Genomic DNA, 24,350 nt, shown 5'->3' with positions numbered 1-24,350 from the left:
GAGGGATGCTCGAACTGACAGTTGGCCCGGTCGCGAACGGTGGTTGGTGTGTGTCCCGGCACGAGGGCCGGGTGGTGTTCGTCCGGCACGCGCTGCCCGGGGAGCGGGTCCTGGCCCGGGTGACCGAGGAGACCACCCGCTTCCTGCGCGCCGACGCCGTCGAGATCCTGGAGCCCTCGCCCGACCGGGTCACGCCGCCCTGCCCGTTCAGCGGCCCCGGCCGCTGCGGCGGCTGCGACTGGCAGCACGCCGCGCCGGCCGCGCAGCGCCGCTTCAAGGCCGAGGTCATCGCCGAGCAGCTGCAGCGCCTGGCCGGGATCACCCGCGACGTGGTCGTGGAGGAGGTGCCCGGCACGCCGGGCGGCCTCGGCTGGCGCACCCGCGTGCAGTTCGCCGCCGACCGCGACGGCCGCCTCGGGCTGCGCCGGCACCGCTCGCACGAGATCGAGCGGGTGGACGCCTGCCTGATCGCCCACCCCGACATCGAGGACCTGCGGGTCTCCACCGAGGGCTGGCGAGGCGCGGCCACCGTCGAGTTCATCGCCGCCACCGGCGGGGACCGCGCGGTCATCGTGACCCCGAAGCCCCACCGCGACGTGCGCATCCCCGACCTGGACGCCTCCGTCATGCTGGACGAGGGCCGCCGCGGCACCCGCGTCCTGCGAGGCAAGGGCACCCTGGTCGAGCACGTCGGCGACCGCGACTACCGCGTCTCGGCCAGCGGCTTCTGGCAGGTCCACCCGGCCGCCGCTGCCACGCTGCAGGGCGCCGTCCTGGACTTCGCCCAGCCCAAGCCCGGCGAGTGGGCCCTGGACCTGTACTGCGGCGTCGGCCTGTTCGCCGCCGCCCTGGCCGAAGCCGTCGGCCCCACCGGCGCCGTCCTCGGCATCGAATCAGAGCCCCCCGCCGTCCAGGACGCCCGCCACAACCTCCGCGACCTCCCGCAGGCCCAGACCGAGCGCGGCAAGGTGGAAGAGGCCCTGGACCGCCTCGACATCGCCCAAGCCGACCTGGTCGTCTGCGACCCGCCCCGCGCCGGCCTGGGCCGCCCTGTGGTGGCCCGCATCGCGTCCCTGACCCCCACCAGGATCGTGTACGTCTCCTGCGACCCGGCGACCCTCTCGCGCGACCTGAACTGGTTCGCCGAACTGGGCTATGAGCTGGCCGAACTCCGCGCTTTTGATCAATATCCGATGACGCATCATGTGGAGTGCGTGGCGCTCCTGACCCAGTCGGTCGGCCAAGACTGAATCAGGATTTGCCGGGTGTAGGACCTTGATCGCGGAAATGGAACGGAATGTGACGCACTCTTCGTAGAGGAGGGCGTCACGGGGAACGAAAGAGAGATCGACACCTGGGTCCAGATCGTTTATCTGGTCAAGGGGATCTTTCCGCTGGAGGCGTCGTCGTCCGGAATGCCGACCACGCCGGACTTCATCGACATGATCGAGGGGAATTCCGCGGCGCGTCCGGGGGGCGACGGCGAAGGCCCGGACGAGGCTCCTGGGACTGCCGGGACTGCTGAGGTGGTCAAGTAACGACGTCGCGTGCCTGGTCCTGGCGTTCCAGCATGGTGCGGGACAATGGGTGGCATGGACGCGCACGAGCGGATGTGGGATCACGTCGATCGGGCTGCCCGGAGCAGGCGCTGGGGACGGGAAGCCGAAGGGGTCCGCGAGGACCGATACCGCCGGCTGTCCGCGCAGACGGCCGCGCGGCGGGCCCCGCTGACCCGGCGGGAGGACGAGAGAGTGGTGCACGCCATGGACGATCTCGACCTGGACCAGGCGACCATGCACCTGCCGACCATCGTGGGCGAGGCGCGCGAGCGCGGAGCCATCACCTTCGTCCGGGACGACCAGGGAGAACGAGTAGCGGCACTGGTCCCCGTCGAAGTCGCCGAATACATTCTGCGCCTGCGCGCCGAGGCGGAAGCAGCCGAACTGATCAACGGCTGATCCTGGGCCGTGTCACCGGCAGGCTATTCAGCGGCTTTGAACTCGCAGGCCGAGACCCGATCGGGGGCTGACTCGTCGCGGGCGGCAGGGGTAGGCGTGGCTAGTTGAGCTGGGCCAGCTTCGGGTTCGTCGGGGTGGTTGAGCCGAGGGTGCGGGAGACCTCGTCGGTGGGGGTCGCGCCGCGCACGGAGAGCCAGGCCAGGTGGGTGCGGGCCTGGAAGGCGACCAGGCGGCGGGCGTCCTGGATGGAGAGGTCCTGCGGGCCGGCCAGGAGTGGAGTGAGGCCGAGCCGGCGCCAGCTCGCGCGGTCGCGGGTGCCGAGGGCCCAGGCGAGCTGGCCGTGGGCGCTCTTCGCGGCCTGGTAGAGGCGGCGGAGGTTGGTCGTGGCGCCGGGCTCGAACGGGACCAGCAGGTTGACCGTGCTGATCTCGGCGCCGGCCTGGCGGGTCCGCTGGAGCATCGTGCGGTCTTCGGGGGAGAGGCCCTGGGCGGAGGCGGGCAGGGTGAACGTCACCGGCAGGGTCCGGCCCTCGGCCTTGAACTCGCGCTGGAGCCTGGCGATGGCCGTCGCGCGGCGGGCGGCGGTGGCGGGGTCGGCGGAGTCGTGGATCTCGAAGTCCAGCGAGGCGGGCTGGTAGGCGGCGATGACCCGGCGGTAGGCCGGCAGCAGCAGGTCCGGGTCGGCGCAGGTGGCCGAGAGCTCCCGGCCCTCCGGCCCGCCGAAGGCGAGCCCCGCGTCGCCGCCTTCGGCCCTGAGCCGGTCGAGGCCGCGCACCAGCGGATTCGGGGGCGTCGACTGCCCGCCCCACGTCGGCACGCAGCTGTCCTGGCCCGCGCTGATGTGCCCGAGCGTGTAGGAGGTCACCCCGGTCCTGCGGGCCGCCGCGGGCAGGTTGAACTCGGGGTCGCGGACCGCGTCCACGAACGCCACGTAGGCCGGCCGCCGCACCCCGCCACCGGGCGGGTCGCTCACCACGACGGCGGGCTGAGCCGCGATCGGCGGGGTGAGCGGCGCGGACAGCGAGCTCAGTGGGCGTCCAGGGAGCAGCCAGAGGGCCGCCGCCGTGCCGTTGACCAGGGTGAGCGAGGCCAGGACGAGGACGGACCGAGGCGGGGTCCCCGCCGGTCGGGCATGCCGTGCCGTCTCCACTTTCACCACCGAGCGTTGTCTTCCGACTACATTCCGCACACGGGAGTTGAACCCTAGCAACCGCGCGGGAGCCGGGTGGGGATAATGGGACGATGAAGTTGAGGATCTTCACCGAACCCCAGCAGGGCGCCACCTACGACGATCTGCTGGCGGTCGCGCAGGCCGCCGAGCGGCTCGGCTTCGACGCGTTCTTCCGCTCCGACCACTACCTGCGGATCGGCGCGGGCGCTCCCGGGCCCGGCTCCACGGACGCCTGGGTGACCCTGGGCGCGCTGGCGCGGGAGACCTCGCGGATCCGGCTCGGCACGCTGGTGACCCCGGTGACGTTCCGCCTGCCGGGCCCGCTGGCGGTCAGTGTGGCCCAGGCCGACCAGATGAGCGGAGGCAGGATCGAGCTGGGCCTGGGCGTCGGCTGGTTCGACGCCGAGCACGCGGCGTACGGGATCCCGTTCCCGCCGATCGGGCAGCGGTTCGAGATGCTGGAGGAGCAACTCGACATCGTGACCGGGCTGTGGGGCGCGGAGAGCCCGTTCTCCTACGCCGGGAAGCACTATCGGCTGACCGATTCCCCTGCGCTGCCGAAGCCGGTCCAGCGCCCGCTGCCGATCATCATCGGCGGCGCGGGAGCGCGGCGCACGCCCCGGCTGGCGGCGGCGTTCGCGACCGAGTACAACATCCCGTTCCACGGCGTGGAGGAGACCGGCGAGGCCTTCCACCGGGTCCGCGCGGCCTGCGACCTGACCGGGCGGTCGATCATCCTGTCCGCGGCGCAGACCGTCTGCGTGGGCGCGGACGAGGCCGAGGTGGCCAGGAGGGCGGAGGCCATCGACGAGGATCCCGCCGAACTGCGCAAGACCGGCCTGGCGGGCACCCCGGCCGAAGTCCTCGACAAGATCCACCAGTTCCGCGAGCTGGGCGCGGAGCATCTCTACCTGCAGGTCATGGATCTGGCCGACCTCGACCACCTGGAGCTGATCGCGGCGGAGATCATGCCGCACGTTTAATCCAGCGAGCTTGCCGGACAAATACGGCAAACTTTGCTCGTGCTGCTGACGATTTCCACCACTCACCGCCCGGCCACCGATCTTGGGTTCCTCCTGCACAAGCATCCGGACAAGGTGCAGGAGTTCTCCCATTCCTTCGGGACGGCCCAGGTCTTCTATCCGGAGGCGGGCGACGAACGGTGCACGGCGGCGCTCCTGCTGGACGTCGACCCGATCCGGCTGGTGCGCTCGCGCGGCGCGTCCTCACCCGACTTCTCGCTCGGGCAGTACGTCAACGACCGGCCGTACGCCGCCTCGTCGCTGCTGGCCTCGGCCCTGGCCGAGGTGTTCAGGACGGCGCGGGCGGGCCGCTGCGCCGCGCGCCAGGAACTGGCCGAGCGGGCGATCCCGCTGGAGATCTTCCTGCCCGCGCTGCCGTGCCGGGGCGGGGCCGAACTGGCCCACCGCTTCTTCGAGCCGCTCGGATGGCAGGTCGAGGCGGTGGCCGTACCGCTGGACGAAAGTTTCCCCGAGTGGGGAGATTCCCGATATGTACGGCTGACGCTGCGCGGCGAAGTCCGCCTCGCGGACGCGCTCAACCACCTGTACGTGCTGCTGCCCGTGCTGGACGACGCCAAGCACTACTGGGTGGCCAGCGACGAGGTCGACAAGCTCATCCGCGCGGGCGAGGGCTGGCTGGCCGCGCACCCCGCCCGAGCGCTGATCACCCGCCGCTACCTCACCCGGCGCACGGCGCTGACCAGGGAGGCGCTCGCCCGCCTGGCCGAAATCGGCGACGACCTCGAAGACGCACTGGAGCCCCCGATCGAGGAGGAGACCCCCGAGGCGTCGACGGAGGCGGAGCCACTGACCGGCGACCCGACCGGCGAGCGGCTCGCGGGGGAGGCGGCAGCGGCGTCCCCGCGCCCGACGCCCTTGAACCTCCTCCGGCGGGAGGCCGTTCTCGCCGCGCTGGACGACGTCGGGGCCCGCACCGTGATCGATCTCGGCTGCGGCTCGGGACAGCTGGTCGGCGCGCTGCTCGCGAACCGCGCCATCACGAAGATCGCCGGAGTCGACGTCTCCGCGCACGCCCTCACCCTGGCCGCGCGCAAACTCAAACTGGACCGCATGCCGGAGGCCAGACGCGACCGGCTGGACCTGTTCCAGGGCTCCCTCACCTACACCGACATCCGTTTCGCCGGCTTCGACGCGGCCGTCCTGATGGAGGTCGTCGAGCACCTGGACCCACCCCGCCTGCCCGCGCTCGAACGCGTCGTCTTCGGCGCGGCCAAACCGGGCCACGTGATCGTCACCACCCCGAACGCCGAATACAACGTGCGCTACGAGACCCTCACCGGCATGCGCCACCCCGACCACCGCTTCGAGTGGACCCGCGCCGAGTTCCGGGACTGGGCGTCCGCCGTCGCCGCCCGGTACGGCTACCGCGTCGCCTACCGCCCGGTCGGCGACGACGACCCCGAACTCGGCTCGCCCACCCAGATGGCGATCTTCACCGCAGGAGACGACGATGTCCGAGCAGCCTGAGCAGCCGGTACCCCCGGTGGCCCGCGAGATCGGCGTGCCCGCCATGGCGCTGATCGTGCTGGTCGGCGTCTCCGGCAGCGGCAAGTCCACCTTCGCCCGCAGGCACTTCGGCCCCACCCAGGTGATCTCCTCCGACTTCTGCCGCGGCCTGGTCGCCGACGACGAGAACGACCAGTCGGCCACCCCGGACGCGTTCGAGATGCTGCACCACATCGTCGGCACCCGGCTCAGGCGCGGCCTGCTCACCGTGGTCGACGCCACCAGCGTGCAGTACCAGGCCCGCCAGCAGCTGGTGGCGCTGGCCAAGGCGCACAACGTGCTGGTCGACGCGATCGTGCTGGACGTGCCGGCCGAGCTGGCGGTCGAGCGGAACGCGACCCGCCCGGACCGGGACTTCGGCCCGCACGTGATCACCCGCCAGCACAAGGACCTGCGCCGCTCGCTCGGCAAGATCTCCCGGGACGGCTTCCGCCGGGTGCACGTGCTGCGCGGCGCCGAGATCGACAATGTGACGATCACCCTCGAACCCGCCTGGACCGACCTCCGGCACCGGACCGGGCCTTTCGACATCATCGGCGACGTGCACGGCTGCTCGTCGGAGCTGGAGACCCTGCTCTCCACTCTCGGGTACCAGGACGGCCGGCACCCGCAGGGCCGTACCGCCGTGTTCGTCGGCGATCTCGTGGACCGGGGGCCCGACACGCCGGGCGTGCTGCGCCGGGTGATGGGCATGGTCGAGGCCGGGACCGCGCTGTGCGTCTGCGGCAACCACGAGCAGAAGCTGGTGCGCGCGCTCAACGGCCGCAAGGTCAGGGTCGCGCACGGCCTGGCCGAGTCGCTGGCCCAGCTGGGCGAGGCCGACCCGGAGTTCGTGACCGCCGCGACGGCGTTCATGGACGGCCTGATCAGCCACTACCAGCTCGACGAGGGCAGACTGGTGGTCGCGCACGCCGGGCTGAAGGAGCCCTACCACGGCCGCGCCTCCGGCCGGGTCCGCGCCTTCGCCCTCTACGGCGACACCACCGGCGAGACCGACGAGTACGGCCTGCCCATCCGCTACCCCTGGGCCGAGGAGTACCGGGGCCGCGCCATGGTCGTCTACGGCCACACCCCCACCGTCGAGCCGGAATGGGTCAACAACACGATCTGCCTGGACACCGGCGTCGTCTTCGGCGGCCGGCTGACCGCGCTCCGCTACCCCGAGCGCGAGCTGGTCTCGGTCCCGGCCGAGCAGGTCTGGTACGAGCCCGCCCGCCCGCTGGCGGGCCCCCCGCAGCGCGACCCGGCCGCCCTCGACATCGGCGACGTGCGCGGGAACCGGTTCGTGGAGACCCGGTTCGGCGGCACCATCCGGATCAGGGAGGAGAACGCCGCCGCCGCGCTGGAGATCATGAGCAGGTTCGCGGTGGACCCGCGCTGGCTGGTCTACCTGCCGCCGACGATGGCCCCGCCGGAGACCTCCCGGCTGGACGGCTACCTGGAGCACCCGGCGGAGGCGTTCGAGGAGTTCGCCGCCGCCGGCGTCACCCGGGTGGTGTGCGAGGAGAAGCACATGGGCTCCCGGGCCGTGGCCGTGCTGGCCAGGACGCCGGAGGCGGCCGAGAAGCGCTTCGGGGTCGCCGACGGCGGCGCCGGCATGGTGTACACCCGGACCGGCCGCCCGTTCTTCGGCGCGCTGATGGGTGAGCTGGTGGACGGCCTGCGCGCGGCGGCCGAGCCGCTCTGGGCCGAGCTCGGCACCGACTGGCTGGTCCTGGACGGCGAGCTGCTGCCCTGGTCGGCGAAGGCGGAGAGCCTGATCCGCGGCCAGTACGCCTCGGTCGGGGCGGCGGCCGGGGCGGCGCTGCCCGAGGTGGTCGCGGCGCTGGAAGCGGCGGCCGGGCGCGGACTGGATGTGGGCTCGACATTGGACCGCGCCCGACGCCGTCAGGACAACGCTGCCCGGTTCAGGGACGCCTATGCGCGTTACTGCTGGCCGGTCTCCGGCCTGGACGGCGTCCGGTTCGCGCCGTTCCAGATCCTCGCCGCCGAGGGGCGGGCGACGGCCGTACACCAGCCGCATGACTGGCATCTGGACCTGCTGGCCCGGCTGGACTCGCCGCTGATCGGGCCGACCAGGCGCGTCTACGTCTCGCTCGACTCGGCGGAGTCCAGGGACGCCGCCGTGGCCTGGTGGGAGGCGATGACGGCGGCCGGCGGCGAGGGCATGGTGGTCAAGCCGGTGGAGCGGCCGGAGGGACGGGTGCAGCCGGGCGTCAAGGTGCGCGGCCAGGAGTACCTGCGGATCATCTACGGCCCGGACTACACCGAGTCGCTGGACGTGCTGCGGCGGCGCTTCCTCGGCAGGAAGCGCTCGATGGCGCTGCGCGAGCACGCGCTGGGCCTGGAGGCGCTGTCCCGGCTGGCGGACGGGGAGCCGCTCTGGCGGGTGCACGAGGCCGTGTTCGGCGTGCTGGCGATGGAGTCGGAACCGGTCGATCCCCGGCTCTGACCAGCCATATTGATCGCGCGCAATATTCGGCCAAGAAATCGGCAACTCCGACGCGAGACTCTGCCCGGAATTGGCCTTACGATCGAGTGAGGCAACAGAGCGTGAGCGTGCGATCACTCATGAACCAAACGGGCGGTGATTGGTGGCGGCGGCGCCGGCGGTGGTTCCACTTTCGGCACGACTGGCAGGATGCCGAACAGATCGGGCGCGTCCACGTCCAGATCTGCGCGGTCTGCCATAGGAGCCGCATCCGGATCGACTAAGCCCGGTTTTCCGGGGCAGGCACCCAGGGCATGGGGAGATCGCCGGCGGGAGCGAAGCAGGAACACCTCGGGCGGGTGGTGTTCATCACCGCGGCGGCGGCCATCGGCGGCTTCCTGTTCGGCTACGACAGCGCGGTGATCAACGGCGCGGTGGTCGGCATCCAGCGCCACTTCCGCGTCGGCCCGGTCACGATCGGGTTCGTGGTCGCGATCGCCCTACTCGGCTCGGCCGCCGGCGCCTGGTTCGCCGGGCGGCTGGCCGACCGGTGGGGCCGGATCAGGACCATGCAGGTGGCCGCGGCGCTGTTCGCGATCAGCTCGGTCGGGCAGATGCTGCCGTTCGCGATCTGGGACCTGGCGCTCTGGCGGGTGCTGGCCGGGATCGCGATCGGGATGGCGTCGGTGATCGGTCCCGCCTACATCGCCGAGGTCGCGCCGCCCGCCTACCGGGGGCGGCTCGGCTCCTTCCAGCAGCTCGCCATCGTGCTCGGCATCGCGGTGTCCCAGCTGGTCAACTACGGGATCGCGCAGTGGGCGGGGGGCGAGGTGAACAACGCCCTGGGCCCGCTGCAGGCGTGGCAGTGGATGCTCGGGGCCTGCCTGGCGCCCGCGCTGGCGTACCTGGCGTTCGCGCTGGTCATCCCCGAGTCGCCGCGGTTCCTGATCGCGGCCGGCCGGGATGAGCGGGTGCGCGAGGTGCTGCGCCAGGTCGAGGGCGCGCACGTCGACCTGGACGCTCGGGTGGCGGAGATCTCGGCCGTGCTCCGCGGCGAGCGCCGGCCGCGCCTGTCCGACCTGCGCGGGCCCCGGTTCGGGCTGCTGCCGATCGTCTGGATCGGCGTCATCCTGTCGGTCTTCCAGCAGCTGGTCGGCATCAACGTGATCTTCTACTACTCGTCGGTGCTGTGGCAGTCGGTCGGGATCAACCAGGCCGACTCGCTGCTGATCAGCTTCTCCAGCTCGATCATCAACCTGGTCGGCACGCTGGTCGCGATCGCGCTGGTGGACCGGCTCGGCCGCCGCCCGCTGCTGCTGGTCGGCTCGGCCGGGATGGCGGTGTCGCTGGCGGTCGCGGCCTGGGCGTTCAGCGCCGGGAGGCTGGTCGAGGGCGCCGTGACGCTGCCCGGGTTCCAGGGCGCGGTGGCGCTGGTCGCGGCCAACTGCTTCGTGCTGTTCTTCGCGCTGTCGTGGGGGGTGGTGGTCTGGGTGCTGCTGGGGGAGATCTTCCCGAACCGGCTCAGGGCCGCCGCGCTGTCCGTCGCCGCCGCGGCGCAGTGGCTGGCGAACTGGCTGGTCACGGTGACTTTCCCGGCGTTGTCCGAGTGGAATCTGGCGCTGACGTACCTGGCGTACGCCGGTTTCGCGGTGCTTTCGTTGTTGTTCGTGTTGTTCCTGGTCAGGGAGACGAAGGGGCGGGCGCTAGAGGAGATGGGGTAGGGGTTCCCTGTCCAGGTAGGCGGGGAGTTCCTCGGCCTGGCCGTACAGGTCGGTGAGGAGGGTCAGGCAGGGTTCGATGAGTTCGCGGTCGTGGATCCGGCGTCCGCCGACGTGGGAACCGCCGCGGTCGTAGAGGATCTCGTACATCAGGTCGCCGGCGGGGATCAGCAGTTCGGGCAGTGGCCGGTCCCGCTCCAGGTGGCGTACGGCGTCCGCGTCCAGGACCCGGGCCTTCTCGCCGGCGGTCGCGCGGGCCGCCAGCACCCGCAGTTCCCAGGCCAGGTACGGGCTCAGCGGACGTTCGACGATGCGGAGCCGGCGCAGCTCCACCCGGGGGGACAGGTCGGCCTCGTACTCGGCTGAGGCGGCCTCGATCAGGGCCAGGGAACGGTCCCAGTCGCCCTCCGCCCAGGCCACCCAGCTCTTGGAGTAGGGCTCGTGAAAGTACTGGGCGCGCTCCAGCTTCCAGAGCACGCCCTCCATCTCCCGGTACACGCCGTAGAAGTCGGCGCTGTACTCGCCCCGGTCCATGGTCAGCCCGCCGGCCTGGCGAATCCGCGTGAACACGTCATCGCTCCGGCATGTCTCTCGCACCGACGGGCCTCCTCGGCAGCTATGCAGTTGTCCGCGCCGGATTGATCGTTGAATGACGGCAATAACGCGTCAAGACCCAAATCCCGATATACGACGTTATTTCTTGAATTAGCGGCGGGCGTGCCGGTGCCGCACGATCCCGAAGACGACCGATCCGATCAGCACGAACATGGCCACCTTGAGCACGATGAACAGCGAACCCGTCACCGCGCCGGCGATCAGCAGGAACACCAGGATCGCGGGCACCAGCGGCGGCGGCCCCGACCGCCGCCGCCCCGCCCAGTGCGCATGGTGCGCCCGGCGCTCGGCCCGCCGGTCGGCGTGCCGCCGCGCCATCGCGTAGTGATGCCCCCAGGTCGCCAGATCCCCCCGGTAGGGGTACGGCGGGCCCGGCAGCGGACTCACCGGATTGACCGGATCGTCCGCGCTGACCAGATCGGCCAGCACCGTGCGCAGATCGCCGGCGGTCCGGGCGGTGAGCGTCGTCTCCAGCCGCTCGTCAAGCTCCTCGCGGGTGATCCGGCCCTGCGCGAACGCGTCGTGCAGGGCCGAGGTCACCTGGTCCCGTTCCCGATCCCCGATCCGGAGGTCACTCCTGGACGGGGGCCGGTCGAATCCAGCGGGCATCGCCGATCACTCCTCGTCGCCGTCGGCCAGCACCTGGTAGAGCTTGCGCCTGGTCTCGGCCAGGATCTGCTTGGCCTGCCGGATCTGGCTGTCCGAGCCGCCCTGGGCGATCTGGAACAGCGCGGAGGCGGCCTGCCTGGACAGGTCGAACAGCTCGTGCACGTCCTCGCCGATGTCCGGCGTCATCTCCTCCCACGGCGCGCGGACCTCGTGCGCGTGCTCGGCGATGTAGGCCTGCCCGGCCTCGGTGAGCCGGAAGGTCTTGCGCCCGTCGATCTCCTGGGCGAGGACCAGGCCCTCGTCGGTGAGCTGCTGGAGCGCCGGGTAGACCGCGCCGGGGCTCGGCTTCCAGCCGCCCTGGCTGCGCTCGGCGATCTCCTGGATGATCTGGTAGCCGTTGCGCGGCTCCTCGGCCAGCAGGGCCAGGATGGCGGCCCGCACGTCGCCGCGCTTGGCCTTGCGCTGTCCCCGGCCGAAGCCGCGCCCGCCGCCGAACAGGAATCCGGGCCCGAACGGGCCGCCGGGACCGAATCCGGGGCCGCCCCAGCCGTGCCGGTGGCCGCGGTGCCGCTGCTCGCGCGGCCCGCCGGGACCGTCGTGCCACGCGGCGCTGAGCAGCTGTGCCGCCTCGCGCAGATGGCGATGGATTTCGTGGGGCTGCCCCCAGGGCCCGCCCATGGTGTGTGCAGAAGTCATGACTTCCCCCAACTGTTCTACTCGACCTCTCTCGATGCCTCAAAGATATATCGCGAACATTCTTTCTGGCAACATCGTGACGTAGGTCACTAAAAATTGATGGGATGGCTCGGGAACATCCACCGATACCAGGCCGTTACAACTCACAGACGGGGTTGTTCTGCTCTGAGAGGGCTGGGGGGTGCTCTTGGAGCGGAACAACCCCGTCTTCGCGTGCTGACACGCCGCCCGTGGTCCGCAATTTTGTCGGACCTTTGCCGTAGCATCCGGGGTCGTGATCTACGCATGATGGGGCATTCGCATGCGCTCAGCGGAGCCGTGGTCTGGCTGGGTGTCGCCCCGGGGCTTGTCGCGTTGCCGACGGTTGTCGCCCCCGAGCTGGCGACGGTGGTGGGGTCGGCGCTGACGCCGGCCGAGTTGGTGGCGGGGGCGCTGATCTGCGCGGGCGCGGCGATGCTGCCCGACCTCGATCATCCGAGCGCCACCATCGCCCAGACGTTCGGGCCGGTCACCTGGGCGCTGAGCAAGGCGGTGAACGTGATCAGCGGGGGGCACCGGCACGCCACCCACTCGCTGCTGTTCGCGCTGGGCCTGGGCGTGGGGGCGCACTTCCTGGCGCAGAACTATCCGATCGGGCGGGACGTCATCGTGGTCCTGGCCATCGGGCTGGCGCTGCGGGCCATCGGGATCGGGGTGCCGGGGAAGAAGTTCACCTCGGCGCTGGTCAACATCGGGCTGACGGCCGGGCTGTTCGCCACCTTCCTCACGCTGGGGGTGCAGTATGCCTGGCTGGGGTTCGCCATCGGGATCGGATGTCTCGTCCATGTGCTGGGGGACTGCCTGACCGAGCGCGGGTGCCCGGTGCTGTGGCCGATTCCGGGCAAGTGGCTGCTGCCGTACGACATCGGGTTCAAGACCGGGAAGCGGTTCGAGCAGAACATCCTGGCCCCGGTGCTGTCGGTCGCCGTCGTGGTTTTGTTGTTCTTACGCCTGGGTGTTACCAGCGGGTAGCTTGATGTCGAGATATCTTGGTGTCGAGACATTATTCGCTCTCGGGTTAGGCATACCTGACTGACCGGCGTGGCCGGGCGGTGCGGGAGGATGCGAGAGCGACTTAGGACCAGAACCCTTGGGGAGGCGAGACTTCGTGTCCGCGAACAGCTTCGGCAGCCGTGACACGCTGCGCGTCGGCGACGCGTCGTACGAGATCTACCGGCTGGCCGCCGTCGAGGGGTCGCAGCGCCTCCCGTACAGCCTGAAGATCCTGCTGGAGAACCTGCTGCGCACCGAGGACGGCGCGAACATCACCGCCGACCACATCAATGCCCTCGGGCAGTGGGATCCGTCGGCCGCGCCGAGTGTGGAGATCCAGTTCACCCCGGCCCGCGTGATCATGCAGGACTTCACCGGTGTGCCGTGCGTGGTCGACCTGGCCACCATGCGGGAGGCCGTGCGCGACCTGGGCGGCGACCCCGCCAAGATCAACCCGCTGGCGCCGGCCGAGATGGTCATCGACCACTCGGTGATCGTCGACTACTTCGGCAGCCCGGACGCCTTCGGGCGCAACGTCACCCGGGAGTACGAGCGCAACCACGAGCGCTACCAGTTCCTGCGCTGGGGGCAGACCGCCTTCGACGAGTTCAAGGTGGTGCCGCCCGGCACCGGCATCGTGCACCAGGTCAACATCGAGCACCTGGCCCGGGTCGTGATGATCAGGGACGGCAAGGCGTACCCCGACACCTGCGTCGGGACCGACTCGCACACCACGATGGAGAACGGCATCGGCGTGCTCGGCTGGGGCGTCGGCGGCATCGAGGCCGAGGCCGCCATGCTCGGCCAGCCGATCTCGATGCTCATCCCGCGGGTGGTCGGCTTCAAGCTGACCGGCAAGCTGCCCGCCGGGGCCACCGCCACCGACCTGGTGCTGACCATCACCGAGATCCTGCGCAAGCACGGCGTGGTCGGCAAGTTCGTGGAGTTCTACGGCGAGGGCGTGTCCAGCGTGCCGCTGGCCAACCGGGCCACCATCGGCAACATGAGCCCCGAGTTCGGCTCCACCTGCGCGATCTTCCCGATCGACGGGCAGACCATCGACTACCTGACCCTCACCGGCCGGTCGGCCGAGCAGGTCGCGCTGGTCGAGGCGTATGCCAAGGAGCAGGGCCTCTGGCTGGACCCGGCCGCGGCCGAGCCGGTCTTCTCCGAGTACATCGAGCTCGACCTGGCCACCGTGGTGCCGTCCATCGCCGGGCCGAAGCGCCCGCAGGACCGGATCGCGATCACCGACGCCAAGCGCGCCTGGCGCTCCGCCGTCAAGGACTTCGTCCCCGACGTGCTGCCGCAGGACGCGCTGGGCCCGGTGGACGAGTCGTCCGACGAGTCCTTCCCGGCCTCCGACTCCCCGGCGATCTCGCACGACGGCAACGGCGACCAGCCGCACCCGGCCGGGCTCAACGGCAAGCGGCCGCACCGGAAGGTGCCGGTCACCCTGGCGGACGGGACCTCGTTCGAGATCGACCACGGCGTGGTGACGATCGCCGCGATCACCTCGTGCACCAACACCTCCAATCCGTACGTGATGCTCGGCGCCGCCCTGCTGGCCAGGAACGCCGTCGACAGGGGCCTGACCCGCAGGCCGTGGGTGAAGACCTCGCTCGCGCCGGGCTCCCAGGTGGTCACCGGCTACTTCGAGCGCTCCGGGCTCCAGCCGTACCTGGACAAGATCGGTTTCAACCTGGTCGGGTATGGCTGCACCACCTGCATCGGCAACTCCGGGCCGCTGCCGGAGGAGATCTCGGCGGCCATCCAGGCCAACGACCTGGCGGTCACCGCCGTGCTGTCGGGGAACCGGAACTTCGAGGGCCGGATCAACCCCGACGTCAAGATGAACTACCTGGCCTCGCCGCCGCTGGTCGTCGCGTACGCGCTGGCCGGCACGATGGACATCGACCTCAACAACGAGCCGCTGGGCATGGGCGCGGACGGGCAGCCGGTCTTCCTCAAGGACATCTGGCCCGAGCCGGAGGAGGTCTCCCGGGTGGTGGCCGACTCGATCGGCCAGGACATGTTCCTGCGCGACTACGCGGACGTGTTCAAGGGCGACGAGAACTGGCGCTCGCTGCCCATCCCGACCGGCAACACCTTCGAGTGGGATCCGGCCTCCACCTATGTCCGGAAGCCGCCCTACTTCGAGGGCATGCCGGCCACCCCGGAGCCCGTGACGGACATCTCCGGCGCGCGCGTGCTGGCCAAGCTGGGCGACTCGGTCACCACCGACCACATCTCCCCGGCCGGTTCGATCAAGGCCGGCACCCCGGCCGCGGACTACCTGCGCGAGAACGGCGTCGAGGTCAAGGACTTCAACTCCTACGGCTCCCGCCGCGGCAACCACGAGGTCATGATCCGCGGCACCTTCGCCAACATCCGGCTGCGCAACACCCTGCTGGACGGCGTCGAGGGCGGCTACACCCGCGACTTCACCGTCTGGGGCGGCCCGCAGGCGTTCATCTACGACGCCGCCCAGAACTACCAGGCCGCGGGCACCCCGCTGGTGGTCCTGGCGGGCAAGGAGTACGGGTCGGGCTCGTCCAGGGACTGGGCCGCCAAGGGCACCGCCCTGCTCGGCGTCCGCGCGGTCATCGCCGAGTCCTACGAGCGGATCCACCGCTCGAACCTGATCGGCATGGGCGTGCTCCCGCTCCAGTTCCCCGACGGCGAGACCGCCGAGTCCCTCGGCCTGACCGGCGAGGAGACCTTCGACATCACCGGCGTCGAGGAGCTCAACAAGGGCATGACCCCGAGCACGGTCACCGTCACCGCGGGCGAGACCACCTTCCAGGCGGTCGTTCGCATCGACACCCCGGGAGAGGCCGACTACTACCGCCACGGCGGCATCATGCAGTACGTGCTGCGGTCCCTGCTCGCCAGGAGCTAGCCCCTACCAGGCCCACAGAGAGCCGCCCGTCGCACCACGACGGGCGGTTTTCCGCATTCCTGAGCAGGTGACCTCCAGGGGTCCGGCAGGTGATCAACCGGTGTCCTCGCTGGACGTAGGTGGATTTGTCCAATGTTTCTTCATTGTTACCGCAGACAACAAACGTTACCGTCCTGTGTCTACCTCCCCCTTTGGTCCTGGCTTACGTTGTCCCAAACAACATTCACCACTTCGGTGATGGACTCCCACCCCCCATAGACCCCCAGCCAGAGAAAGGACCCACGCATCATGCGCAAGGGGATCCTCAGCATCGCCGCGGTCGCGGCACTTTCCCTCGGCCTCACCGCGTGCGGGGGCGAGAGCGGTGACACCGGCGCGTCGAGCAGCGCCGCGCCCGCCGCCTCGTCGGCCGCCGCGTCGAAGCCCGGCAAGATCGGCGTCATCCTCCCGGACAGCAAGTCCTCCGCTCGCTGGGAGACCGCCGACCGCAAGTACCTCGAAGAGGCCTTCAAGGCCGCCGGCGTGGCCTACGACATCCAGAACGCGCAGGGCGACAAGACCGCGTTCCAGACCATCGCCGACCAGATGATCACCGGTGGCGTCACCGTGCTGGCGATCGTCAACCTGGACAGCGGCACCGGCAAGGCCGTCCTGGACAAGGCCAAGGCGCAGGGCGTCGCGACCATCGACTACGACCGCCTCACCCTCGGCGGCAACGCCGACTACTACGTCAGCTTCGACAACACCGCCGTCGGCAAGCTGCAGGGCGAGGGCCTGGTCAAGTGCCTCACCGACCTGAAGGCCGACAAGCCGGTCGTGGCCGAGCTGCACGGTTCGCCGACCGACAACAACGCCACCCTGTTCAAGGAGGGCTACGAGAGCGTCCTCAAGCCGAAGTACGACGCCGGTGAGTACGTCGCCGGTCCGGCCGACGCCGTTCCGGACTGGGACAACGCCCAGGCCGGCACGATCTTCGAGCAGCAGCTGACCAAGGAGCCGAAGATCGCCGGTGTGCTGGCCGCCAACGACGGTCTCGGCAACGCCGCCATCTCGGTGCTGAAGAAGAACAAGCTCAACGGCAAGGTCCCGGTGACCGGCCAGGACGCCACCGTGCAGGGTCTGCAGAACATCCTCGCCGGTGACCAGTGCATGACCGTCTACAAGGCCGTCAAGCAGGAGGCCGACGCCACCGCCGAGCTCGCCATCGGCCTGGCCCAGGGCCAGAAGCCCGCCGCCAGCGGCACCGTCAAGGACACCGAGACCGGCGCGGACGTCCCCGCCGTGCTCCTGGTGCCCAAGCCCATCTTCTTCGACAGCGTCAAGGACGTCGTCGCCGACGGCTTCGTGACCAAGGAAGAACTCTGCACCGCCGACTTCGCCGACAAGTGCACCGAAGCCGGAATCAGCTAGTTTCATTCCGTCTGGTACGGCTTGCGCCTCTCAAGGCGCAAGCCGTACCACTGTGGAACCAGGAGAGCCCATGTCCCAGGCACCCGTCCTGGAACTGCGCGGAATAGACAAGAGCTTCGGCCCCGTGCAGGTCCTTCACGATGTCGCTTTTTCGGTGTATCCCGGAGAGGTGACCGCACTTGTCGGCGATAACGGCGCCGGTAAGTCCACGCTGGTGAAGTGCATCGGCGGAATCCACCCGATGGACTCGGGGGAGTATTTCTTCGCGGGCGAGAAGGTCCACGTCAGCGGGCCCAGGGACGCCGCCGCGATGGGCGTCGAGATCGTCTACCAGGACCTCGCGCTCTGCGACAACCTCGACATCGTGCAGAACATGTTCCTCGGCCGGGAGCGCAAGAGCGGCCTGGTGCTGGACGAGGACACGATGGAGGAGATGGCCGCCAAGACGCTGGCCGGCCTGTCGGTGCGGACCGTGAAATCCCTCCGCCAGCACGTCTCCAGCCTGTCCGGCGGCCAGCGCCAGACCGTCGCCATCGCCAAGGCCGTGCTGTGGAACAGCAAGGTCGTCATCCTGGACGAGCCGACCGCCGCCCTCGGCGTGGCGCAGACCGCGCAGGTGCTCGAACTGGTCCGCAGGCTGGCCGACAACGGCCTCGCCGTGGTACTCATCTCGCACAACATGAATGACGTCTTCGCCGTGTCCGACCGGATCGCGGCCCTTTACCTCGGCCGGATGGCCGCCCAGGTCAAGACCTCCGAGGTCACGCACTCCCAGATCGTGGAACTCATCACGGCGGGGCGCAGCGGGGAGCTCGGCCTGGCAACCGGCAACGGAGCAAGCGCATGACGACGACAACCAGCCCGCAGAAGACCGGCTCCCCCGCCATCGGATCGCAGGTCCGGGACTATTTCGAGCGGGTGCGCGGGGGTGACCTGGGCGCGCTGCCCGCGGTGATCGGCCTGGTCGTCCTGTGCGCGGTGTTCGCGTCGCTGAGCCCGTCGTTCCTGTCGCCGATCAACTTCGCCAACCTGTTCACCCAGGGCGCCGGCGTCACGGTCATCGCGATGGGCCTGGTCTTCGTCCTGCTGCTGGGCGAGATAGACCTGTCCGCCGGCTTCGCCAGCGGCGTCTGCGCGGCCGTGATGGCGGTGCTGCTCACCAACGAGGGCTGGCCCTGGTACCTGTCGGTGCTGGCCGCGATGGTGACCGGCGTGCTGATCGGCCTGGTGCTCGGGGTCCTGGTCGCCAAGCTGGGCATCCCCTCGTTCGTGGTCACGCTGGCCGCCTTCCTGGCGTTCCAGGGCGTGGCGCTGATCCTGCTGGACGAGGGCACCAACATCTCGATCCGGGACGAGACCATCCTGGCCGTCGCCAACAGCAACCTGCCTCCGCTGCTCGGCTGGGCGGTGCTGGTCGTCGGCGTGCTCATCTACGCGGGCATTCAGCTTACCCAGATGCGGCGGCGGCTCGGGCGCGGCCTGCTGGCCGACTCCTTCGCCGTGATCGCGGTCCGGGTCGGCGCGCTGGCGGTCGTCTCCGGCGTCGCGGTCTACGTGCTCAACCTGGAGCGCAGCCGTAACCCTGCGCTCATCTCGCTGAGCGGCGTGCCGATCGTGGTGCCGGTGATCCTGGTGCTGCTCATCGTGTGGACGTTCGCGCTGCACCGCACCGCCTACGGGCGGCACGTGTACGCGGTCGGCGGGAACGCGGAAGCGGCCAGGCGGGCCGGTATCAACGTGGACCGGATCCGCATCTCCGCCTTCGTGATCTGTTCGTTCATGGCCTCCATCGGCGGCATCATCGCCGCCTCCCGGGCCAACTCGGTGGACCCGAACACGGGCGGCAGCACCGTGCTGCTGTTCGCGGTCGGCGCGGCCGTCATCGGCGGCACCAGCCTGTTCGGCGGCAAGGGCCGGGTGCTGGACGCGCTGCTCGGTGGCGCGGTGGTCGCGGTGGTCATCAACGGCATGGGCCTGATGGGCTACAGCGCCAGCGTCAAGTACGTGGTCACCGGCGCGGTGCTGCTCCTGTCGGCCGGTGTGGACGCGCTGTCCCGCAAGCGGGCGTCCGCTTCCGGCCGTCGATAGGGTGAGCCCGACACCTGACCCCCGAACGGCACCAGAGGCAGAACGAATGTTGCGCGCAGGTCCCTCGCAGGAGGAGATCCGCCGTCACAACCTGGGCACGCTGCTACGCCACGTGCACCTGGGCGGCCCCACGTCGCGGGCCGAGCTGACCAACCGGATGGGACTCAACCGGAGCACCATCATGGCGCTCACGGCCGACCTGACCGCGGCCGGCCTGGTCCGCGAGGAGCTGCCCAGGGACACCGGGCGGGCCGGTCGCCCGTCCCTGGTGGTGCGTCCCGAGTCGGCCCGGTTCTACGTGCTCGCCTTCGACGTGGGCGTGGACCGGATCGTGGCGGCCCGGATCGGTCTCGGCGGCGTGATCCTGGACCGCCGCGAGGCCGTCAGGTCGCGCGGTTCCTTCGACATGACCGAGGTGGTGGAGACGCTGGCCGGGTTCGCCCGGCAGATGCAGCGCAAGATCCGCCCCGACACGGTCTGCGTCGGCGCCGCCGCCGCCCTCTGCGGCGCGGTGCGCAAATCCGATGGCGTGGTCAGGTTCGCCCCCAACATCGGCTTAGAAGACGCGCCCTTCGGCGAGGTGCTCTCCCGCAAGCTGGCCATCGGCCTGCCGGTCTCGGTCGGCAACGACGCCAACCTGGGCGCGCTGGCCGAGCACACCAGGGGCATCGGCGTCGGCAGCCGCGACCTCATCTACCTGCACGGCGACGTCGGCATCGGCGGCGGCATCATCGTCAACGGCCAGCTGCTCGGCGGCGTCGCCGGATACGGCGGCGAGGTCGGCCACACGGTCGTCAACCCCGACGGCCGCCCGTGCGGCTGCGGCTCCCGCGGCTGCCTGGAGGCCGAGGTCGGCGAGCGGGCCCTGCTGGAGCACGCCGGCCGGCTGGCCCGCGGCGAGCGGGGCAGGGACGGCATCCGCGCCGTGGTCGAGGCCGCCGACAAGGGCGACATCATCGCCCAGGACGCGCTGCACCGGGTCGGCGACTGGCTGGGCTTCGGGGTGGCCAATCTGATCAACATCTTCAACCCCGAAGTCGTGATCTTCGGGGGCACCCTGCGGGAGATCTACCTCGGCTCGGCCGCCCAGGTCCGCAGCCGCCTCAACACCTGCACCCTGTCGGCGCTGCGCGAGTCGCTGCGGCTGCGCACCTCGGCCCTGGTGGACGACGCCACCATCGTCGGGGCCGCCGAGCTGGCTTTCGCCCAGGTGCTCGCCGACCCCTTGGAAGTGCTGGCCAGGATCGCCACCTAGGCCACGCGGGCGTTCGAGACGACCCAGGTGTTGCAGGCCGCCGGGGAACCGGAGTCGAAACCGCGCTCCAGCCAGTAGACCTGGTTGGCGCCCTTGCCGTGCATGGTGTCGGTGGCGTTCTCCTTGGCCCAGGTGTTGATCTGGTCCCATTCCTCGAAGTCCACCGGCAGCGAGTCCTGCGCGCCGCCCATGAACACCCCGGCGAAGCACTCGGCCTGCTGCTCGACCCGGTGGCTGAGCAGGTTCTTGGCCGTCTTGGTCCGCGCCTTCCAGGCCAGGTTGTAGTACGGGTTCAGGATGCCCGCCCGCTGCTGCACGTGGTGCCCGATCTCGTGCGCCATGGTCTTGGCCAGCACCAGCGGGAACGGCTGCTTGACGTCCTGCCGCTGGAGCACCCAGTAGATCGTCTGCTGCTGCGAGCAGTAGTGCGCCGGGTAGGTCTTGGTGAGCTTGCCGCACGGGGTCGTGTAGCCGCTGGTCCTGATGACGATCTTGGGCACCCGGTAGGCCCAGCCGACCGCCTTGAACTGCCGCGCCCACATCTGGTTGACGCAGCGATACACCTTCAGCAGGTACGTCTTGACCGCCGCCGCACTACCCGGGCGCGGCTCGGCGGGAGCGCAGTCGATCGTGTCGACGCTTCCGGAACGGTAGATCTTGTTCTTCGACAGCACGGTGGGGAAGGGCGCCGCGACGGCCGTCGTGACCGACGCGGGGGCGGCCACCGGGGCCCGATCCGGCGCCACCTGGGCCTGCGCCGTACCCGCGACCAGGAGGGCGGCACTGAGGCCGAGGCCAACTGCGATGAGGGGTGTTCGCATGGTTTTAGGACCCTATTGCAGGCCAGAATGCGAGTAAAGTTACGCAAATAGACAAGAATAGGCTGATAGTGGCAGATATGCCCTTGTGGTCGGTGGGGTTCAGGGTGCCTGGAGGTGCCGTTCCACCGGGCGGCGGATGGCCGGGCTCAAGCCGTTGAGCAGCTTCTCCGCGTGATCGGGCGGCTGGGCCCTGACGATCGCGGCCGTGATCGGGGGCGGCACGAACCGCAGCACGTCACACGCCTCGTCGATCGGCATCGTCCCGACCAGCCGGACGGCCAGCGCGGTCCCGGCCAGCGCCGTGATGATCCCGCCGGTGGCCCGGCGGTCCACCCGCCGGATGACGGTGGCGGCGTCCTCAGGCGGCAGCGCGGCCAGGAGTTCGGCGGCGTGCCGCTCGGCCGTGTAACTGAGACTCCGGCCGACCCGCGCCGGGGGCAGCACGGCCAGGACGGCGGCGGCCCGCCCGGGATCGGCGGCCATCAGGTTCAGCACCGGGCCCGCCGACTTGGCCGGCAGCCGCGCCAGCAACGGTCCCGCCTGGCCCGGCGGCAGCGCCAGCAGGATTCTCGCGATCGCCTGCGGCTCGGCGGCGAGCAGCAGTTCCCGCGCCGCCTCGGCCGGCAGCCGCGCCACCAGTGACCCGGCCAGTTCCGCCGGCAGCCCGGCGACCTGCCGCGCGGCCTGGGCCGCCGGCAGCGACCCCAGGTCCACCGGGCGGGTGGACTCCCGCCGGGACGGTCCCGTGCCGTCCAGGATCGACTTCAGCTCGGCGGCCAGGCCCCGGGCGTCCAGCCGCCGGCCCGGGTCCTTGACCAGCAACTTGGCCGTGGTGTCGGCGAGCCGGCCCGGCCGCGCCGGGGGCGGATCGTCGCGCAGGATGGCCAGCATCGTGGCGGGCGCGTTGTCGCCCCGGCGGAACGGCGAGCGGCCCTCCCGCATGAGGTAGAGCGTCACCCCCAGCGACCACAGATCCGCCTGCGGTCCCGGCTCGTGGCCCTCCAGCCGCTCAGGAGCCAGGAACTCGGGCGTGCCGATGAAGCTGTTCGTCCGGGTCAGCTTGGTCTCGCCGATCATGTGCGCGATGCCGAAGTCGACCAGGTAGACGTCCCCCGCGTCGGTGATCATGATGTTGGCCGGCTTGACGTCCCGGTGCAGCACCTTGGCCCGGTGCGCCGCGTCCAGCGCGCCCAGCACGCGCAGGCCGATCGAGGCCAGCTCCCGCTCGCCCGGCAGCCGGCCCTGCTCCAGCAGCTCCTGGAGCGAGTCCCCGTCGATGTAGTTCATGACGATGCAGGGGTGATCGTCCTCCTGGAACACGTCGTAGATCTGGACGATGGCCGGATGGTCGACGGAGGAGAGGATCTTGGCCTCCCGCAGCGCCCGCTTCCGCCGGTCCTCCTGCTCCTTCGTGGTGTGCTCGGGCCGCAGGCGCTTGATCGCCACCTGGCGGCGCAGTGTGAGGTCCTCGGCCAGCCAGACGATGCCCATCCCGCCCTCCCCGAGGGGAGTCATCGGCCGGTACCGCCCGCCGCCGATCAGCACGTCGTTCTCGAAGCTCATGGGGGGTTCAGTCGTCCTCGGGGAACAGCTCGAAGCCGCTGGTCCGGTCGGAGCCGTCCGGCACGTGCGCCCGCAGGCCCCGCCGGTCCCGCATCTCGCGGATGGACTCGTCGTCCAGCGACCGGTGGTCACGGGTCACGCCGAAAGGATCAGGGCGCGAAGGATCAGGGCGCGAAGGATCAGGGCGCGGCTCGGGCTCGGGGGGCTCCGGTAGTGGAGTCTCCGGAACCGTGTGGCCGGGCCCCGGCGGCGCGGCGGTCTCCGGCCGCCGCCAGAGCTCCGCGATGTCGAAGTTCCCGCCGGTCACGCCGGGCCGCCGGGCGAAGCTCTGCTTGGCCTCGCGGAACTCCTGCTCCGCGGCCATGCCGAGAATGCGCTCGTAGTTGCCCGGCCGCATCATCAGCTTGACCACCACCGGCAGGCACTCGATCAGCAGGAACAGCAGGAACAGCAGGATGTGCGCGGCCCGCATGGTGAAGTCCTGGCCGGACACCTCGTTCAGCGCCTGGAGCCGCAGCAGCAGGCCGCCGTTGGCCCGGGTCTGGGCGTCGGCCAGCCGCTGCAGGTCGGCCTGGCGGGCGACGGCCGCGTCCAGCTCGGTCTGGACCTTCGGCAGGTCGGCCTTGGCCTGGGCCAGCCGGGCCTCCTTGTTCTCCGCGTCGGTGGTGCTGAGCTGCTTCTTGCGGTTCTCCAGCTGCCGGTTGAGCTTGTCGACGCCGCTCTGCGCCTTGCGGTAGGTGGTCTCGCTGGCCCGGGCGAGCGGGCCGTTGCCCTTCTTGACGCAGGCTGGGCCGCCGTACAGCTGGCACTGCCACTCGGCGTACTTGCTGTCGGCGAGTTTCTGCTGCTCGTCCCGCTCCTTGGTGAGGGTCTTGAACTTGCGGTCGGAGGCGGGGTCGATGGCGACGTCGCCGTCCGAGCTGATCACGTTGTTGAGGTTCGACACCTGCTTGCGCAGGGCGGTGATGTCCTGGCCGATCGTGTCCTGCTGCTGCTGGCGGGCGAACTCGTTGGCCCGCGCCTGCTTGATCTGGACGATCCTGGCCTCGATCTCGGAGTCGAAGATCTGGAGCACCAGCGGGGTCGACACGACGAAGCCGATGAGCACGGCCATCAGGATGCGGGGGAGCGCGATGCCCCACTTGCGCCCGCCGTCCGAGCGCATCGTGCTGACCAGCCAGCGGTCCAGGCCCAGAATCGCGGTGCCCCAGATGAGGGCGGCGGGAATGGCCAGCGGCAGCGGGACGTCGAGGGCGGTGGAAAGCGCGAATGTCATGGAGATGACGGCGAGGACGGCGGTGGTGAGCACGGCGCCGCCGATGCCCTCGAATTTGCCCTGTTCCGTGGGGCAGCGCCGAAGGACTTCCGGGCGGGCGCCGGACAGGGCAACCAGGAACCTTTTAATGCGATCCATTCCAGAATGTCCGTTCTGGTTGATCAGGCGCCGCCCGATTTAGCTGTTCGTACCGTTACGGATTTCCCGAAAACTGAGGCATCATAACATGGCTCCGAAAAGTATTATGTAGCAGGTC

Annotated in this window: 19 protein-coding genes; 12 read left to right on the top strand and 7 right to left on the bottom strand. The window is 70.3% G+C overall.

The window, feature by feature from the left end; genetic code table 11:
* Positions 1–5: 5 nt before the first annotated feature.
* Positions 6–1,250 carry a class I SAM-dependent RNA methyltransferase gene (locus Acor_RS02570; protein ID WP_155334865.1) on the top strand — a complete coding sequence of 415 codons (1,245 nt, stop codon included), beginning with the start codon at positions 6–8 and terminating at the stop codon, positions 1,248–1,250.
* A gap of 342 nt (positions 1,251–1,592) precedes the next feature.
* A complete protein-coding gene (locus Acor_RS02565) occupies positions 1,593–1,958 on the top strand; it encodes a hypothetical protein (protein WP_155334864.1) in 366 nt (121 codons plus the stop codon).
* Between the two features lie 100 nt (positions 1,959–2,058).
* Here the strand turns inward: Acor_RS02565 and Acor_RS02560 are convergent, their stop codons facing one another.
* Positions 2,059–3,114: a glycoside hydrolase family 18 protein gene (locus Acor_RS02560; RefSeq protein WP_155334863.1), complete on the bottom strand. Its 1,056-nt coding sequence runs from the start codon at positions 3,112–3,114 to the stop codon at positions 2,059–2,061.
* A gap of 86 nt (positions 3,115–3,200) precedes the next feature.
* Here Acor_RS02560 and Acor_RS02555 point away from each other — a divergent pair, with 86 nt between their 5' ends.
* From Acor_RS02555 to Acor_RS02540, 4 genes are all read left to right on the top strand, one after another.
* Positions 3,201–4,112, top strand: coding sequence for an LLM class F420-dependent oxidoreductase (locus Acor_RS02555; RefSeq protein ID WP_155334862.1), 912 nt, complete (start codon positions 3,201–3,203; stop codon positions 4,110–4,112).
* 39 nt (positions 4,113–4,151) lie between these two features.
* The gene (locus Acor_RS02550) at positions 4,152–5,639 is read left to right on the top strand and encodes a 3' terminal RNA ribose 2'-O-methyltransferase Hen1 (RefSeq protein ID WP_155334861.1); all 1,488 of its coding nucleotides are present in this window, start codon (positions 4,152–4,154) and stop codon (positions 5,637–5,639) included.
* On the top strand, positions 5,623–8,130 hold the full coding sequence (locus tag Acor_RS02545; RefSeq protein WP_155334860.1) for a polynucleotide kinase-phosphatase: 2,508 nt from the start codon (positions 5,623–5,625) through the stop codon (positions 8,128–8,130). The genes Acor_RS02550 and Acor_RS02545 overlap by 17 nt, the downstream gene beginning before the upstream one ends.
* Before the next feature lie 293 nt (positions 8,131–8,423).
* Positions 8,424–9,830 (top strand): sugar porter family MFS transporter, encoded by a 1,407-nt coding sequence (locus tag Acor_RS02540; RefSeq protein ID WP_155334859.1) that lies wholly within the window; start codon positions 8,424–8,426, stop codon positions 9,828–9,830.
* Here the strand turns inward: Acor_RS02540 and Acor_RS02535 are convergent.
* The 3 genes from Acor_RS02535 to Acor_RS02525 form a co-directional block, all read right to left on the bottom strand.
* A complete protein-coding gene (locus tag Acor_RS02535) occupies positions 9,813–10,397 on the bottom strand; it encodes a DUF6879 family protein (RefSeq protein ID WP_155334858.1) in 585 nt (194 codons plus the stop codon). The two genes, Acor_RS02540 and Acor_RS02535, sit on opposite strands and share 18 nt — an antisense overlap.
* A gap of 135 nt (positions 10,398–10,532) precedes the next feature.
* A complete protein-coding gene (locus tag Acor_RS02530) occupies positions 10,533–11,051 on the bottom strand; it encodes a DUF1707 SHOCT-like domain-containing protein (RefSeq protein ID WP_155334857.1) in 519 nt (172 codons plus the stop codon).
* A gap of 6 nt (positions 11,052–11,057) precedes the next feature.
* Positions 11,058–11,747: a PadR family transcriptional regulator gene (locus Acor_RS02525; RefSeq protein ID WP_155334856.1), complete on the bottom strand. Its 690-nt coding sequence runs from the start codon at positions 11,745–11,747 to the stop codon at positions 11,058–11,060.
* 285 nt (positions 11,748–12,032) lie between these two features.
* On the opposite strand from Acor_RS02525, the gene Acor_RS02520 reads away from it, so the two are divergent.
* The 6 genes from Acor_RS02520 to Acor_RS02495 all read left to right on the top strand — a co-directional run bounded on the left by Acor_RS02520 (position 12,033) and on the right by Acor_RS02495 (position 20,434).
* On the top strand, positions 12,033–12,758 hold the full coding sequence (locus tag Acor_RS02520) for a metal-dependent hydrolase (RefSeq protein ID WP_155334855.1): 726 nt from the start codon (positions 12,033–12,035) through the stop codon (positions 12,756–12,758).
* A 136-nt stretch (positions 12,759–12,894) separates the two neighbouring features.
* Entirely contained in the window at positions 12,895–15,681 is a 2,787-nt protein-coding gene (locus Acor_RS02515; RefSeq protein WP_155334854.1) for an aconitate hydratase, read from the top strand.
* Between the two features lie 288 nt (positions 15,682–15,969).
* Complete coding sequence (locus Acor_RS02510; protein ID WP_155334853.1) at positions 15,970–17,091, top strand: sugar ABC transporter substrate-binding protein; 1,122 nt, start codon at positions 15,970–15,972, stop codon at positions 17,089–17,091.
* A gap of 70 nt (positions 17,092–17,161) precedes the next feature.
* The gene (locus Acor_RS02505) at positions 17,162–17,938 is read left to right on the top strand and encodes an ATP-binding cassette domain-containing protein (RefSeq protein WP_155334852.1); all 777 of its coding nucleotides are present in this window, start codon (positions 17,162–17,164) and stop codon (positions 17,936–17,938) included.
* The gene (locus Acor_RS02500) at positions 17,935–19,179 is read left to right on the top strand and encodes a sugar ABC transporter permease (protein WP_155334851.1); all 1,245 of its coding nucleotides are present in this window, start codon (positions 17,935–17,937) and stop codon (positions 19,177–19,179) included. The genes Acor_RS02505 and Acor_RS02500 overlap by 4 nt, the downstream gene beginning before the upstream one ends.
* Before the next feature lie 46 nt (positions 19,180–19,225).
* A complete protein-coding gene (locus Acor_RS02495) occupies positions 19,226–20,434 on the top strand; it encodes an ROK family transcriptional regulator (protein ID WP_155334850.1) in 1,209 nt (402 codons plus the stop codon).
* Here Acor_RS02495 and Acor_RS02490 read toward each other — a convergent pair.
* The 3 genes from Acor_RS02490 to Acor_RS02480 all read right to left on the bottom strand — a co-directional run bounded on the left by Acor_RS02490 (position 20,431) and on the right by Acor_RS02480 (position 24,232).
* Positions 20,431–21,255 carry a neutral zinc metallopeptidase gene (locus tag Acor_RS02490; protein WP_155334849.1) on the bottom strand — a complete coding sequence of 275 codons (825 nt, stop codon included), beginning with the start codon at positions 21,253–21,255 and terminating at the stop codon, positions 20,431–20,433. The genes Acor_RS02495 and Acor_RS02490 overlap by 4 nt on opposite strands.
* 99 nt (positions 21,256–21,354) lie before the next feature.
* Entirely contained in the window at positions 21,355–22,818 is a 1,464-nt protein-coding gene (locus tag Acor_RS02485; RefSeq protein WP_155334848.1) for a protein kinase domain-containing protein, read from the bottom strand.
* Between the two features lie 7 nt (positions 22,819–22,825).
* Positions 22,826–24,232: a DUF4407 domain-containing protein gene (locus tag Acor_RS02480; protein ID WP_155334847.1), complete on the bottom strand. Its 1,407-nt coding sequence runs from the start codon at positions 24,230–24,232 to the stop codon at positions 22,826–22,828.
* Between the last annotated feature and the right edge of the window lie 118 nt (positions 24,233–24,350).

This window comes from Acrocarpospora corrugata (genome assembly GCF_009687845.1).
Taxonomy (GTDB): Bacteria; Actinomycetota; Actinomycetes; order Streptosporangiales; family Streptosporangiaceae; genus Acrocarpospora; species Acrocarpospora corrugata.
This window is presented reverse-complemented; position numbering and strand designations above follow the sequence as displayed.